Annotated in this window: 12 protein-coding genes and 1 tRNA gene; 4 read left to right on the top strand and 9 right to left on the bottom strand. The window is 59.5% G+C overall.

All coding sequences use genetic code 11. From position 1 onward, the window contains the following. Nucleotides 1-8: 8 nt before the first annotated feature. Both ACGGKE_RS04930 and ACGGKE_RS04935 read right to left on the bottom strand, forming a co-directional pair. Complete coding sequence (locus ACGGKE_RS04930; protein ID WP_394440561.1) at nt 9-941, bottom strand: alpha-E domain-containing protein; 933 nt, start codon at nt 939-941, stop codon at nt 9-11. A gap of 133 nt (nt 942-1,074) precedes the next feature. Beyond that, entirely contained in the window at nt 1,075-2,484 is a 1,410-nt protein-coding gene (locus ACGGKE_RS04935) for a circularly permuted type 2 ATP-grasp protein (RefSeq protein ID WP_394440563.1), read from the bottom strand. A 308-nt stretch (nt 2,485-2,792) separates the two neighbouring features. Here ACGGKE_RS04935 and ACGGKE_RS04940 point away from each other — a divergent pair. From ACGGKE_RS04940 to istB, 4 genes are all read left to right on the top strand, one after another. Next, nucleotides 2,793-2,869: transfer RNA gene (locus tag ACGGKE_RS04940), tRNA-Met, on the top strand. A 486-nt stretch (nt 2,870-3,355) separates the two neighbouring features. Continuing rightward, entirely contained in the window at nt 3,356-4,279 is a 924-nt protein-coding gene (locus ACGGKE_RS04945) for a hypothetical protein (protein ID WP_394440565.1), read from the top strand. A gap of 260 nt (nt 4,280-4,539) precedes the next feature. Continuing rightward, a complete protein-coding gene (gene istA, locus ACGGKE_RS04950) occupies nt 4,540-6,054 on the top strand; it encodes an IS21 family transposase (RefSeq protein WP_394436753.1) in 1,515 nt (504 codons plus the stop codon). Beyond that, entirely contained in the window at nt 6,041-6,769 is a 729-nt protein-coding gene (gene istB / locus ACGGKE_RS04955) for an IS21-like element helper ATPase IstB (protein WP_037482228.1), read from the top strand. Before istA ends, istB begins: the two co-directional genes overlap by 14 nt. 691 nt (nt 6,770-7,460) lie before the next feature. Here the strand turns inward: istB and hxsB are convergent. The 7 genes from hxsB to ACGGKE_RS04990 form a co-directional block, all read right to left on the bottom strand. After that, on the bottom strand, nt 7,461-8,891 hold the full coding sequence (gene hxsB / locus ACGGKE_RS04960; RefSeq protein ID WP_394440567.1) for a His-Xaa-Ser system radical SAM maturase HxsB: 1,431 nt from the start codon (nt 8,889-8,891) through the stop codon (nt 7,461-7,463). Nucleotides 8,892-9,087: 196 nt separating this feature from the next. Further along, complete coding sequence (locus ACGGKE_RS04965; protein ID WP_394440569.1) at nt 9,088-9,687, bottom strand: hypothetical protein; 600 nt, start codon at nt 9,685-9,687, stop codon at nt 9,088-9,090. After that, complete coding sequence (locus tag ACGGKE_RS04970; protein ID WP_394440571.1) at nt 9,684-10,889, bottom strand: M48 family metalloprotease; 1,206 nt, start codon at nt 10,887-10,889, stop codon at nt 9,684-9,686. The genes ACGGKE_RS04965 and ACGGKE_RS04970 overlap by 4 nt, the downstream gene beginning before the upstream one ends. Beyond that, a complete protein-coding gene (locus tag ACGGKE_RS04975; RefSeq protein ID WP_394440573.1) occupies nt 10,886-11,641 on the bottom strand; it encodes a hypothetical protein in 756 nt (251 codons plus the stop codon). The genes ACGGKE_RS04970 and ACGGKE_RS04975 overlap by 4 nt, the downstream gene beginning before the upstream one ends. A gap of 219 nt (nt 11,642-11,860) precedes the next feature. Further along, nucleotides 11,861-11,992 (bottom strand): hypothetical protein, encoded by a 132-nt coding sequence (locus ACGGKE_RS04980; protein WP_394440575.1) that lies wholly within the window; start codon nt 11,990-11,992, stop codon nt 11,861-11,863. A gap of 59 nt (nt 11,993-12,051) precedes the next feature. Continuing rightward, nucleotides 12,052-12,252, bottom strand: coding sequence for a DUF5818 domain-containing protein (locus ACGGKE_RS04985; RefSeq protein WP_394440577.1), 201 nt, complete (start codon nt 12,250-12,252; stop codon nt 12,052-12,054). Between the two features lies 1 nt (nt 12,253). Continuing rightward, nucleotides 12,254-13,066, bottom strand: coding sequence for a S1/P1 nuclease (locus tag ACGGKE_RS04990; RefSeq protein ID WP_394440579.1), 813 nt, complete (start codon nt 13,064-13,066; stop codon nt 12,254-12,256). Nucleotides 13,067-13,146: the final 80 nt, after the last annotated feature.

The following is a 13,146-nucleotide window of genomic DNA, read 5'->3' on the forward strand; positions in this document are numbered from 1 at the left end:
GTCCCGCCTCAGCCGAAATGATAGGTCTGGGCGATTTCCGCGCCCAGCCTGTTGGTCATCATAAGCCCGTTCTGCACCGTTTCATGCAGGCCGCGACGGAAGATCTCGCCGCTGTCCTGGCTCTCCAGCCCGGCGACCAGATCCTTGACCGTGTCATGGCACGGCCCCTTGGCGTCATGCCAGCCCGCCAGCCGGTTGAGCCGATAGGCGAGCTGGTCGTAGCAATAGGCGACGCTGCGCGGGAACAGGCGGTTGAGCATCAGGAAATCGGTGATCTGCCAGGGCGTGTAGGTGCCGCCATAGACATGGTGATAGGCCCGCGCGCCTGACAGGGCATAGAGCACCGACGTCCATTGATAATGGTCGCGATTGCCGCCGATCACTTCGGTTTCGGGCAGCAGGACATAATATTTGACGTCGAGCAGCCGCAGCGTCATCTGCGCCCGCTCCAGCGCCGAGCCCGCGCGGAGGAAATCATGCCCCTCGTTGCGCAGCTGGCCCGAATGCGCCGCCCCGCGAAAGGTCATGACGCGCGTCTTCACCCAGTCGATCAGCGCGGGCAGCTGCTGGCGCGCTTCGCCGACATCATAGCTGTCCAGCTTGCGCCAGCCCTCGTTCAGCGCCTCCCACATGTCCTGCGTCAACATGGTCCGCGCCGATTTCGCGTTGGCGCGCGCCTTGAGCAGGCAGGACCGGATCGAACTGGCATTGTCGAGGTCCAGCATCAGGAAGGATATCGCGTCGCTTTCGGTGACGCTCGCTCCTTCAGGAAAGCGGTGCCCCGCGCCGGTCGCGCGCACGACCGATCGCCATTCGTCGCGATGATGCGCGCCGGGCAGGATCGCCATGCGCTGCCCCATGGTCAGCAGCCGCGCCGTGGCTTCGGCCCGCTCCATATAGCGCGCCATCCAGAAGAGATTTTCGGCGGTCCGGCTCAGCATGTCGTGGTCTCGTTCTCCGTCGTCCCCGCGCAGGCGGGAACCCATCTCCGGTCCAGCCCCTTCCGCGCGGCGCCGGCAGACCGGCTCCCGCCTGCGCGGGAATGACGATGATGAGGGGGCAGGCCCACGCGGCTCATTCCTGCAGCACCCATGTATCCTTGACCCCGCCGCCCTGGCTGGAATTGACCACCAGCGACCCTTCGGTCAGCGCCACGCGCGTCAGGCCCCCGGGGACGAGGCGGATCTGCTTGCCGACCAGGCAATAAGGGCGGAAGTCGGCGTGGCGGCCGACCACCGCGGCCGGGCCCAGCGTCGGCACGGTCGACAGGTCGAGGGTCGGCTGGGCGATGAACTCGCCGGGATTGGCCTTGATCCGCTCGGCATAGGCCTCCACCTCCGCGCGGCTGGACTTGGGGCCGATCAACATGCCGTAGCCGCCCGACCCGTGGACTTCCTTGGCCACCAGCTCGTGCAGATGCTCCAGCACATAGGCCAGTTCGTCGGGCTTGCCGCACTGCCAGGTCTGGATATTGTCCAGGATCGGCTTTTCGCCCAGATAGAAGCGGATCATCTCGGGCACGTAGATATAAACCGCCTTGTCGTCGGCGATGCCCGAACCGGGCGCCGACGCCAGCGTGACGCCGCCATTGCGATAGACGTTGAAGATGCCCGGCACGCCCAGCAGGCTGTCGGGGCGGAACACCAGCGGATCGATATATTCGTCGTCGATCCGGCGATAGATGACGTCCACCGCCCGGGGGCCGAGCGTCGTCTTCATCCACACCCGGTCGTCGTCGACGAACAGGTCGGCAGGCTCCACCAGTTCCACGCCCATCAGGTCGGCGAGGAAACTATGCTCATAATAAGCGCTGTTGAGCGATCCGGGCGTCAGCACGACCACCACCGGATCGCCCTTGCACGCGGGCGGCGCGACTTCCTTCAGGCTCTTGAGCAGTTCGGCGGGATAATCGTCCACCGGCGCGACCAGCCCCTGGCCGAACAGTTCGGGGAACATGCGCGTCATGATCTCGCGATTTTCGAGCATGTAGGACACGCCCGATGGGGTGCGGCAATTATCCTCCAGCACCTCGAAACTGCCGGGGCCGGTGCGCACGATGTCGATGCCGACGATGTGGCTATAGACTTTGCCGGGCGGGGTGAAGTCCGCCATTTCGGCCAGATAGGCGCTGTTCCTGTAGATGATGTCGGCGGGCATGATGCCGGCCTTCACGATCTCGCCCCTGTGATAGACATCGTGCAGGAAGGCGTTGAGCGCCCGCGCCCGCTGGCGGATGCCCTTGTCCAGGATGCGCCATTCATTGGCGGTGAAGATGCGGGGCAGCAGGTCGAAGGGGATCAGCCGCTCCGGATCGCCCCCCTCGCCATAGACGGCGAAGGTGATGCCGATGCGCCGGAAAATCGCCTCCGCCTCATCCATCCGCCGATTGAGCCCCGCAATGCCGGTCCGCTCCACCCACTTCTGCACTTCGTCGTAACAGGGGCGTAACGACCCATCGGGCTCAAACATTTCATGGAAGGGCAAGTGAACGATCCTCCCTCGGCCCGGCGGCCGGTTGTGCGTTGCAACAGTAGTGCGCCGCGCCGTGGTGAATGCAAGGCAAAAGTGGCGAGCGGGCAAAAGGTTTCCATGGGCTTGACCATGATGGCGGAAAAGGCTGCGCCGTTCGTTTCTGCTGGCGACGGAACGCCGCGCGGCCACCCGCCCAGGTGCCGCTCCAGCGCCGTTCGATGCGCCGCGGCAAAATTTTTACGCCCCCCGTTGACCCGCTCGCCAGCGCTGCGTATAGCGCCGCCTCACCGCAGGGCGAGCCGCCCGGCGAGGCCCTTTGGGGCGGAGTAGCTCAGCTGGTTAGAGCAGCGGAATCATAATCCGCGTGTCGGGGGTTCAAGTCCCTCCTCCGCTACCATAGGTCTGGCCGCGGAACCGGGGCAGCTTTCGTTCCTTATCTGCCGGCGGCCCCAAAATACTGGTCTGGATACCCTCTTTCCCCAGAGGCTTCAGCTGTGGCAGCCAGCAAATCAGGCGCCGACACCACGGGGCGGTGGACCGAGAAGTCGCCACATTTGAGCATGTGAATGCACCCGAGCCGGCCGAGGATGGTCGAGCTGTCGGCACCGCGGGATGATTGCGCGGCAAGGGCAGCAAGTGCGACCTCATCATCTCTCAGCCAGCCCCCCAGATAGGTGGCCGACTTTTATTTTAAAACGCAAAGCCAGCCACGATCTGGCAAATACGTCTTTCATCATGAAAACAATATTGAAGCATCGTTAGTGAATTGTTCTTCCTGTTAGCATTGTGCGATAATCATCCATTTTGGACTAATCTGTTTTTGCGTTTTTCCTGCCATTAGTATTGCTTTCCCTGATCGTACTGTAACGGGTCAGGTACAAATATGACTGCTGCACGGCACAGCCGCGCTGAGCCAAATACTGTTCTACGTGGCGATCATGGCTTCCTATTCTTCACCGATCATCAGGTGGTTGAACAACTTGACGGCGCTTACCCCCTCACCCCCGATCAACTTGAAAGGTGGATCGCTTGTATTCGCCAGCGTTACGAATGGTGCATGAAAAACAATGCGGAAATGCGCTTTTTCATCATTCCTGAAAAGCATGTTGTCTATAGTGATTATTTCCCACAATTCACGATCTCTAACAACAGGCCAGCTATGCAGATATTGGCGTCGCTGCCCGAGCATATTGGAAAATGTGTTTATTACCCCCTAGATGATTTTGTGCGCGCCCGGAAAAACAAGGATGTTTTCTATAGGACCGACACGCATTATACGTCAGAAACAGGATTTCTCACGTACCAAATCCTCATGAATTCTCTCAGCAACTTGAACCTTCGCCGGGTGAATCCCGAGGACACGAAACTGGTACACAGCTATCGCATTGGCGACCTTGGGATGCGCCTTGAACCGCAAGAAGGGGAAGATGCGGTCCATGTGCACCACGCTTCCTATCACCCCTGCCAGCGAATATATGACAATGAACTCTATAAAAGGGGCAATTGCGTCATATTCACTTCACCTCGCACAGACGCGCCGAAATCCCTGATATTCAGAGACTCTTTTTTCACTTACATCATGCCGCATATCATCCCCGTGTGCTCACGCACCGTGGCGATCAGTTCTATCGACATGCATTACGACGTTGCGGAGGCCGAGAAGCCTGACATAGTTATTTTTCAAGCTATTGAAAGATTTCTGGCCAACAATGCAGAGGATGGACAAAGGATCATCCCGAATGATCCGATCGATGGTTTCGAGCGCTTTTCCGGTATAAGTGCTGCTGATCTAGCGAATATCGTCTAAAATCCAAGCTCACTTCTTAATGCCTGCGCGTGCGCTGCTTAAGGATGCTGGCGGCGTTTGGAGGCTGTCGGAATGTCCCGTTCCGGGTCCGCATAACGCTGATCGCCGACAGCGGACTTTGGACGAACGTTATCGAAAATGAATGGCATGTGGATCGGCGTGCAAAAAGGACCCCGTTAGCGGGGTGATCGGCGTCTAAAAGGGACCCCTCATTTCGATAGCTTACACAGCCGCGTGGAAGTTCATGCGGCGAGATCGGGATGTTGGTTTTGGAGACAGTGGTTCGTATCCGGCGTGAGTATGCCGGCGGGAAGGCGATCAAGGCGATCGCGCGTGATCTGCATGTGTCGCGGAAGGTAATCCGCAAGGCGATCCGGGCGCCGGAAGGCGCATTTGATTATCGACGCAAGGTTCAGCCGCTGCCGCGGATCGGTCCGTTTCAGGATCGGCTGGATGTGCTGCTGGAAGAGAACGAGGTACGGGGCCGACGTGACCGGCTTCGGATGACCCGTATCCACGACCTTCTGGTGCGTGAGGGTTTCGAGGGCTCTTACGATGCCGTGCGCCGCTATGCGGCGCGGTGGAAGATCGAGCGGCGCAGGGATGTCGGCGACGGGACGACGGCCTTCATTCCGATGCTGTTCCAGCCCGGCGAGGCCTACCAGTTCGATTGGAGCCACGAGGATGTCGAGATCGCCGGCAAGCCGATGCGGGTAAAGGTCGCGCACATGAGGCTGTGCGCATCGCGGGCTGTGTATGTCCGGGCCTATCCACGCGAGACCCAGGAGATGCTGTTCGACGCGCATGCGCGCGGCTTTGCCTTCTTCGGCGGCGTGCCCCGGCGCGGCATCTACGATAATATGAAGACGGCGGTGACGAGCGTGTTCACCGGCAAGGACCGGGTGTTCAACCGGCGGTTCCTGATCATGGCCGACCATTATATGGTCGAGCCCACGGCCTGCTCGCCGGCGGCGGGATGGGAGAAGGGTCAGGTCGAGAACCAGGTGCAGACGATCCGGGGACGCTTCTTCCAGCCCCGTCTGCGGTTCGCCAGCCTCGAGGAGCTCAATGGCTGGCTGGAAGCTGAGTGCCGACGCTGGGCCGAACGGCAGGCCCATCCTGAGCAGGGCGACCAGACCGTGGCGCAGATGCTGGAGATGGAACGTCCTGCATTACAGTCGATGCTGGGGCCGTTCGACGGCTTCAACGAGAGCGAGCACGGCGTGTCGGGCACCTGCCTGATCAGCTACGATCGCAACCGTTACTCGGTCCTCTCGACGGTGGCGCGGCGCACGGTGCAGGTTCGGGCCTATGCCGACCGCATTGTCGTGCGATGCGGCGATGAGGTCGTCGCTGAGCATCCCCGCTTCTTCGGGCGGAACCGCACCATCTATGATCCCTGGCACTATCTGCCGGTGCTGGCCCGCAAGCCCGGCGCTTTACGCAACGGCGCACCCTTCCAGGACTGGGAACTGCCGCCGGCGCTCGCCCGGTTGCGACGCAAGCTGGGCAACGGCGATGATGCCGATCGGCGGTTCGTGCGCGTGCTGGCGGCCGTGCTGACCGATGGCCTGGAACTCGTCGAAGCCGCCGTGCGGGAGGCACTGGCAACCGGCACGGCGAGCGACGACTTGATCCTCAATATCCTGGCACGGCGCCGCGAACCGCCGCGACCGCTGACGATCGTCACGTCGGAGGACAATGCCCTGCGGCATCCGCCGATCGCCGACTGTTCCCGTTACGACCAACTGAGGAACTTCCATGCAGCGGCATGACATGATCGACGCGATGCGCGGGCTCGGACTCAAGGGGATGGCCGGCGCGTTCGATGAGGCCGTCACCACAGGGCTTCAGCGCCAGCGCACGACGATGGAGATACTGACCGATCTGCTGCGTGCGGAGGCAACGCACCGCCACGCCGCCTCGATCCGATACCGGATGGCGGCCGCCAAGCTACCGGTGGTGAAGGACATTGATGCCTTCCACTTCGAGGGGACGCCGATCAACGAGGGGCTGGTCCGTTCGCTGCACGGCGGGGCGTTCCTGCCCGCACGGCGCAATGTCGTCCTGGTCGGTGGCACCGGCACCGGCAAAACCCATCTGGCCATCGCCATCACCGCCAATGTCGTCCGCGCTGGAGCGCGGGGGCGTTACTTCAACACCGTGGATCTGGTGACCCGCCTCGAAGAGGAAGCCCGGATCGGAAAAAGCGGCGCGCTTGCCGCCCAGCTCTCTCGCCTCGACCTCGTCGTGCTCGATGAGCTTGGCTATCTTCCCTTCGCCCGTTCAGGCGGGCAGTTGCTGTTCCATCTGGTCAGCAAACTTTACGAGCAAACCAGCGTCATCATCACGACCAACCTGGCGTTCGGGGAATGGCCGACGGTGTTCGGCGACCCCAAGATGACCACCGCTCTCCTCGATCGCGTCACCCACCATTGCGACATCATCGAGACCGGCAATGACAGCTGGCGCTTCAAGAACCGAAACTGATCCCCCGCCGCACGCCGGGATTAAGATGCTTTGCGCTGCGCGCGCCTCCGGTCGGGCTCCGCCCTCCCTACGCCGCGCGCAGCGCAAGGCGCGTTCCTCGACCGTCGTGGCATCCTTGAAAGGGGGTCCCTTTTGCGCGCCGATCGGGGGTCCCGTTTGCACGCCGATTGACATCGCTCGACATCGCCTTGCTCGAAATGCTGTCCATTGGAGAGGATATGAAAAGCCATATCCGGCCGCTGGCTAAGAACTGTTTCTAACAACTCGAGCAGCTCAGCCTTGAACAAAGTTGGCTCTCCGCCCGATATACCTATTACCGACGAGGCTGGAGCAAGTAAGCAAGCCTCGGTAAACGCGGCGAAGCGATCTTCATGGGTCTTCTTGGGTGGCTGTGAACACATGACGCAGAGCTGATCGCATCGCTCAGTCACAAGGAGCGTATTATGGTCGGATCCGGAACGTATCAGGCGTTCGGCTCTGCCAGCGCGTGGATCGACTAGGACTATGTCGCCTTCAAGGGGCATACCTCGCGGGCGCTCAATGGTGAAAAGACCAAAGTCGCCGCTGTAAAGCGCGATGCCACCTGCATCGCTCATCAGCCTCGCGTTCCGACTATCGTCCCACGTTACGGCGCCGAGACGCGTGACGAATGGCGAGACAGCATCCGATGTCGAAGGGAGAATAAGGGGGATCATTGCAAGTGCGTGCCAATCGGTCCGAGCGGACCAGGTAAGTCGAGCCAGCGGCGAACGGAATAATTGGTTGCTTCATCTTCCGAGAAGATCAGCTCGAACGCCAAGTCGAAGATGTGCAAGTGACGCTGACAAAAAGCGGTCTCATGCCGCGGAATATCGATCCGGCCATAACGTGAGAGATCATCAATGAGATCTCGACCGCAAAAAGGCTGATAGGCGCAACGCTGACAGTCTGGATCAAAGCTATTGGTCGCATGAACGTTCAGAGCATCACGCGCTCCAAAGTCCATCCCGGTTGAGACATGACCAATGCCCAGATCAATCACTCTCGACCGGGTGAGCATGCGGGCCTCATCGGTCGGGTAGAGGCGGCCATCATAATCCACGACGACATAGTCACGGCCAGCGGGATTGGGGTTACGGAGATCGACATGACGATCAAGCCCAGGCCTGAAGATTCGCCTCAAGCACAGGCTCAGATAGCTCTCCTCTACGACCTGGCTTCGATCAGACCAGTTTCGTCGAACAAGTTCGCTGACAAATGCCTCATAGAATGTGCGCCATTGCCCGTCGAAACTGCGCGAGCCTGGATGACGCTTGCGCGCAAAGCCCTGGAAATTGACCGGGCGCAGGAAGATGCTGGTCAACCCAAAATCAGTATATACTTTTATCAGATCGGCGGGATCAGGCAGATCATTCGGGTCCAGCGTTGGCAGCGCCGAGACTTTGCCGGGGCCATAACGATCCGTGATTTCCTTCAGATTGGCACGGAAGCGGTGGGTCGCCTCCGCGCTCCTGGTGCGGTTCTTCCGATGCAGGTCTGACGGGCCGTCCAGGGACGTGCTGATCTGCACATCAGGCCGGTCAATCAGTGCCCGAGAGGGCGTATCGAGGGTCATTAAATTCGTGCAGATGACAAAGCTGGCTTCGGTGAAGCGCGCACATCGTTCAATGATTGCATGGATGAGATCGGGGCGGAGCAAAGGCTCTCCGCCCTGAAACTCAATTTTTATGCTCTGCGTGTCGAGCCCATCAATCATCGCGAGAACGGCTTCCAGCGTATCTTGAGACCAATCAAAGTCAGTTGCATGCTCAGGCGCGCGAGACACCTGGCAATAGCTGCAATCAAGGTTGCAACGCAGGGTCGGAACGAGGATGAGATAGTCCAGCGGGCCAACTTTGGCCAAGCGCTGCGCTACCCCATAGGCATGTGTCATCCACCCCAGATCGCCCTGATCAAGGGTAGCATGGCCTTCCAGTGCCAAAAACCGCATGTCAGCGTCGGTGAGAACATCGTTCTGCAAGCGATCAAGAAATGGCGGTGAAGCCGAAAAGAAATGCCCCCCGTCTCCGACGAACGTCAGACATTGTGACGAACGTGCGCGAGCGCGGAGTGGGAAGCGGATCATTGGAGCAGGAGATCCCATATCGCCTGCCGGTGATCTGCCATTCTTGCATGCTCGACGCCGTTATAGGCGGCGACGGAGGCTCGAAGAGTGTCGAACGCTTCGACGCTCGTCATTTGATCGCATTGTGGCGCATTATCGCTCGAGATTTCGTTGCCGGCGGAGGCTCGTGACAGCTCTTCAGTCCTCCCAGCCGCATCAGGTTCCAAACCTTCGGTCACAACGCTGCGCTGTCTGCGAGAGTATGGAAATCATCCAGCGTCGCTTCGAAATAATGCAGCCGAGGGGCATCGAAGGTTGCCATGTAGAGTTGCCCTTTGATCAAAGCAGCCCGTGCCTCTCCCTTGCGTGGAAGATTGTCCGCATCGACATATTCATATGTGAAGCGAATGCCGTCACGTCCCAAAAACCGGTCCGGTTTTGAGTTTGTAACGGAAAATGACCCGATACCCTTTTCTGTCCGGTAAGTGCCTTCCAGCAGCTCGGGTATCTCAACCAGCAATGTCTCGCTGGTGAATTTGGGCAAGGGCTTATGCTTCTTGCTCGTTTCGCGGATCAACGGTTCGCCCGGCGCTATACCGCCGTAAAAGGTGACATCATTGAGCTGTTCTCCGTCCAGCGTCCAGGTTTCAGCTTTTTTGCCGGGGCGGATCGACAGACTGTTCCAGTCACGAACAGGCGTGACCTTCATGGCCGATTTCGCGACATCAACCTGAATATTCTTCTCGCGATAGCCATTGGCGCAGGCCACAGACACTGACAGCATGGCGGCGACACCAACAATAGCCGCGCGTGTGCACATCGTTTTTTTCATCATTGCCCCCCGGCGGCAGGTGCCAGCATGTTGATCATGGCGGCATCCGATGCATTTGGTTTGAGTTCGAGATAGCGGCGCAAGGCGGCCTGACCTTCCGTACGACGACCAGTCTTGAGAAGGGATAAGCCTAGTCCGCGCTGCGCTTCGGGCAATCCGGCATCCATCTCGACCGCTTTGCCATAAAATTCTGCAGCTTGCGCCAGATCACGCGGGTTGCCGCGCGCCCGGTAAAGATCGCCGCGAGCCGCCAGGAGCGGTGCGGTCCAGCCATTTTGCGCCAGCGACGATATGATATAGTCGCTGGCGCCAAAATCATTCAGCTTGATCTGATCGTCCAGAAAGGTGGGTAGCCAAGGCGCCAAAGCTGCTGCGTAGCGTGCAACCCCATCGTCCCGTTCAGCGCCCGCCGGATCGGCGAACGCCGCCAGGGTAGTGGCGCGTTCGCCACTAGGAGGATGGGATGCAAAGAAGGCCACTTTATTGAAGTCAGGCTTCCTGACGCCCTTTACCAGCGCCGAGGCTTCTTGTTCTGCCATCAGATTTTGCCAGACCACAGATGCGGCCTGAGGGCGCAAGGCACTGTGATTGAGATAGCCCAGCCCGAGCGCATCAGCCTCCCGCTCCTGATCGCGGCTGAAATGAGAGAGGCGACCATAAACCGACAGCTGCAAACTATCGAAATTGGAATATGACTGATATGTGTTGCCCAGCAGCGCGAGGACGGCCGCCCAGTTCAGCAGATCGCTGCTGGATCTTCGTGCTTTCCAATCGGCCAATGTGTGCCGTTGTTCGAAGTGACCAAACTCATGGCCTAACACCGTGGCGAGCTCGGCCTCGTTGCGGACGCGAAGCAGCAGGCCGCTATACACCCGCATCGTGCCATTGGGCGCCATCGACGCGTTAAACAGCGGAACCCGCAATATATAGAGACGGACGGATCGGCATCGATCGTCCCCAACAGTCGCGCATAGGACGCCTTTGACATAGGCGTTGAGCGCTTCGTCGCGAAGCAGGATCGGAGAATTGGCAAGGATGCGTTCGTCCTCATCTCCTTCGCGCCAGAGCCCGATCTCATCCACACCCTGCGGCTGATAGGCGCCAGCATAAGGGGGAGGAAGTGGCGCAATCTTGCTCTGCCCGATCGCCGCAGGCGCCATGAGCGCTGCAGCCATCGCAACCAACCCGGCCGCCCGTTGCATCATTGTTGCGCAGTCGCCAGCTTAGGCTGCACGCTTCCTGGAAACTCCTCCAGCAACTGACCAACCCGCTTGTCGGCGCCGTCCACTTCCCGGACATCCCCGCCCATCGCGCCGTCGGCATTAAGCCACAAAAGGTTGCCGGTCTTAAGATCTACAAGGCCTGCATAGCCGGCATGTTCGCCTGACTTAACGCCTACGCCTCCCAGCGCTGCGGCAAATTGCAGCATCTTCCGGCCGGTAGAGCCATAGGCATCCTTGTTATAGATGAACAAGGCATAGTCGGCGTCCTTAGCGCCGGGCAGAGCGCCCACGCCACTGCCGAGCGACCATTCAAATATATCAGCCTTATTGTCGCGCTTTTTCGTGGGAAGGCGATTGCCCACGAAAAACTGATACTGGATCACCGACTGTGAAACCGCCGCAAACAGGGCCGAATATTCCTCGACGAGTTGGGCATCCTCACCATAGGAAACCGGTGCAGCAATCACCTTGTTGCCCAAGGTCTGCTGACGTTTCGCCAAAGCGTCATCGATATTTTTACGGGCCTGGTCCGTCCAGTCAGCGTTGGGCTCGAACATGCCGCCTGTGGATTGGGCACCCACGCGCACCGTTGGACGAAACACCAGGATGGTCTTGCCGCTTTGTGGTGCGAGACTGAACCCGCCTTTGGTCGCGGTGCGCTCCTGGCCTGCTGCAGGCGCAACGATACACGCTGCAGCCAGCGAAGCCGCGACTGTGCGACTTAAAAGATCCATATTTACCCCCCCCCCTTGCTGATTCCCCGTAGCAGAAGGGTAGTGCTAATATTGCCAACGACTTCTGACAAGCTGCGGAAGAGGGTGGAAATATGTCGATTACTGTCATCTTTTAAGCAATCGATGTCCCAGTTCCCTTATAGTCTAACCTTTGAGGCTTGCTGAAGGCTTGGTCGACACAGGGGCGGACTATCCCATGTCGACTATGATGGCGTATCGTTAGGCTGGCTTTGCGCCAGGCGATCCGCACTTGGCAAACTTGCCCTTGGCATCCTTACAGTGAGCGGCGCTGGCGACAACAGGTACGGCAGCGATCGAGGCGGCGGCCAGAAACGGCAACAGGATTTTCATCGGTTTCATCCCTTGAGACGGCTCTGAAATGAGTCGCTGGCGCAGGATAAACGCCTGCCTCAGGCAGGCTCAATGCGTTTGACGTCCAGCATATCGAATTCCGATCTCGTGCCGGAAACCCGAACCCGGCGCCCGAGCAGATGATGGTGGCGGCCGCTGATATCGAGGCGCCATTCTCCGCCATCCTCCATGCGCAACACAGGATAAAGCCCGTTCTCGAGCAGAATGCCGGTCAGCTCGTACTGTGAGCCTCTGGGCACCTTATTTTGCCTTTGCAGCCTTGGCGTTGGAGGGTTCGAACACCCTGTTGAGATAAGCGGCGATACGAACGCCGGCATGTTTGAGCCTGTCTTCGACCTCAGCACGATGCTGATAGGCATAGTCCCAGGAGAGATTGGGATTGGTCGGGTAGATCGTCTTACGCAAAGCGATGCTTTCGTGGACCCAGACCAAAGGATCCCGGTCATTCCATTCGATTATCTGCGCAGGCGTGATCGAACGCGAGAGCCAGCCTGCCAGCTCGGAATAGGACAGGGATCGCTGTTCGATCATGGCAGAGTCCCATACCGAATGTAGATTGGTCGAGCGGCCGAACCAGTTCACTTTCACATCATTGCCACCGCGGTCATTGCCTCCCCCTGCATGGAGCGGCTGGTGCAGATCGCCAATGATGTGGACGATGAAGCGAAGGGCGAGACGTTTGTCGTCGGGGGACGCTTTTGGATCGCGCAGAGTTGCCGTAAACCGCGTGAGGGCTGTCATGGCATCGCCTTCTGCGGGCGCATCGGAGCCCTTGTAGTCATCTCCTTGCCTCACGGTCACATAATGCCAGGGGCTCGCCGTCTTTTGCCAGAAATCGGCCGGATCGGATTTCATGTCATCCGGCCAGGTTGCGGCTTCGGCGAGATCTTCTGTCCCCAGCAGGATTTTCACGTTCGCGCGGGCAACGCCGCTCAGATTTTCATCGGCAATGGCACCAGTAACCCGATGGCCTATCGGCCCCCATGCCTGCGCCGGTGAGGTGACGGCCCCGAGGCTCAGAGTGATAGCGAGGGAGATTGCTGTTTTTCGCATAGCTCCACATGGCCCGATCACATGCGCAAAGAAAGCGGGTATCGCGACTTGGGCTTTGGATAGTCCGACCCTTTGTCGCC

The sequence above is a fragment of the Sphingobium naphthae genome, assembly GCF_043589935.1.
GTDB classification, from domain to species: domain Bacteria; phylum Pseudomonadota; class Alphaproteobacteria; order Sphingomonadales; family Sphingomonadaceae; genus Sphingobium; species Sphingobium naphthae_A.

What these genes read in the sequence shown, in the direction of transcription:
- ACGGKE_RS04930 (WP_394440561.1), bottom strand. Translation starts at nt 941, where the DNA reads ATGCTGAGCCGGACCGCCGAAAATCTCTTCTGGATGGCGCGCTATATG.
- istA (WP_394436753.1), top strand. Translation starts at nt 4,540, where the DNA reads ATGTTGGTTTTGGAGACAGTGGTTCGTATCCGGCGTGAGTATGCCGGC.
- ACGGKE_RS04980 (WP_394440575.1), bottom strand. Translation starts at nt 11,992, where the DNA reads ATGAAAATCCTGTTGCCGTTTCTGGCCGCCGCCTCGATCGCTGCCGTA.
- istB (WP_037482228.1), top strand. Translation starts at nt 6,041, where the DNA reads ATGCAGCGGCATGACATGATCGACGCGATGCGCGGGCTCGGACTCAAG.
- ACGGKE_RS04965 (WP_394440569.1), bottom strand. Translation starts at nt 9,687, where the DNA reads ATGATGAAAAAAACGATGTGCACACGCGCGGCTATTGTTGGTGTCGCC.
- ACGGKE_RS04945 (WP_394440565.1), top strand. Translation starts at nt 3,356, where the DNA reads ATGACTGCTGCACGGCACAGCCGCGCTGAGCCAAATACTGTTCTACGT.
- ACGGKE_RS04970 (WP_394440571.1), bottom strand. Translation starts at nt 10,889, where the DNA reads ATGATGCAACGGGCGGCCGGGTTGGTTGCGATGGCTGCAGCGCTCATG.
- ACGGKE_RS04975 (WP_394440573.1), bottom strand. Translation starts at nt 11,641, where the DNA reads ATGGATCTTTTAAGTCGCACAGTCGCGGCTTCGCTGGCTGCAGCGTGT.
- hxsB (WP_394440567.1), bottom strand. Translation starts at nt 8,891, where the DNA reads ATGGGATCTCCTGCTCCAATGATCCGCTTCCCACTCCGCGCTCGCGCA.
- ACGGKE_RS04990 (WP_394440579.1), bottom strand. Translation starts at nt 13,066, where the DNA reads ATGCGAAAAACAGCAATCTCCCTCGCTATCACTCTGAGCCTCGGGGCC.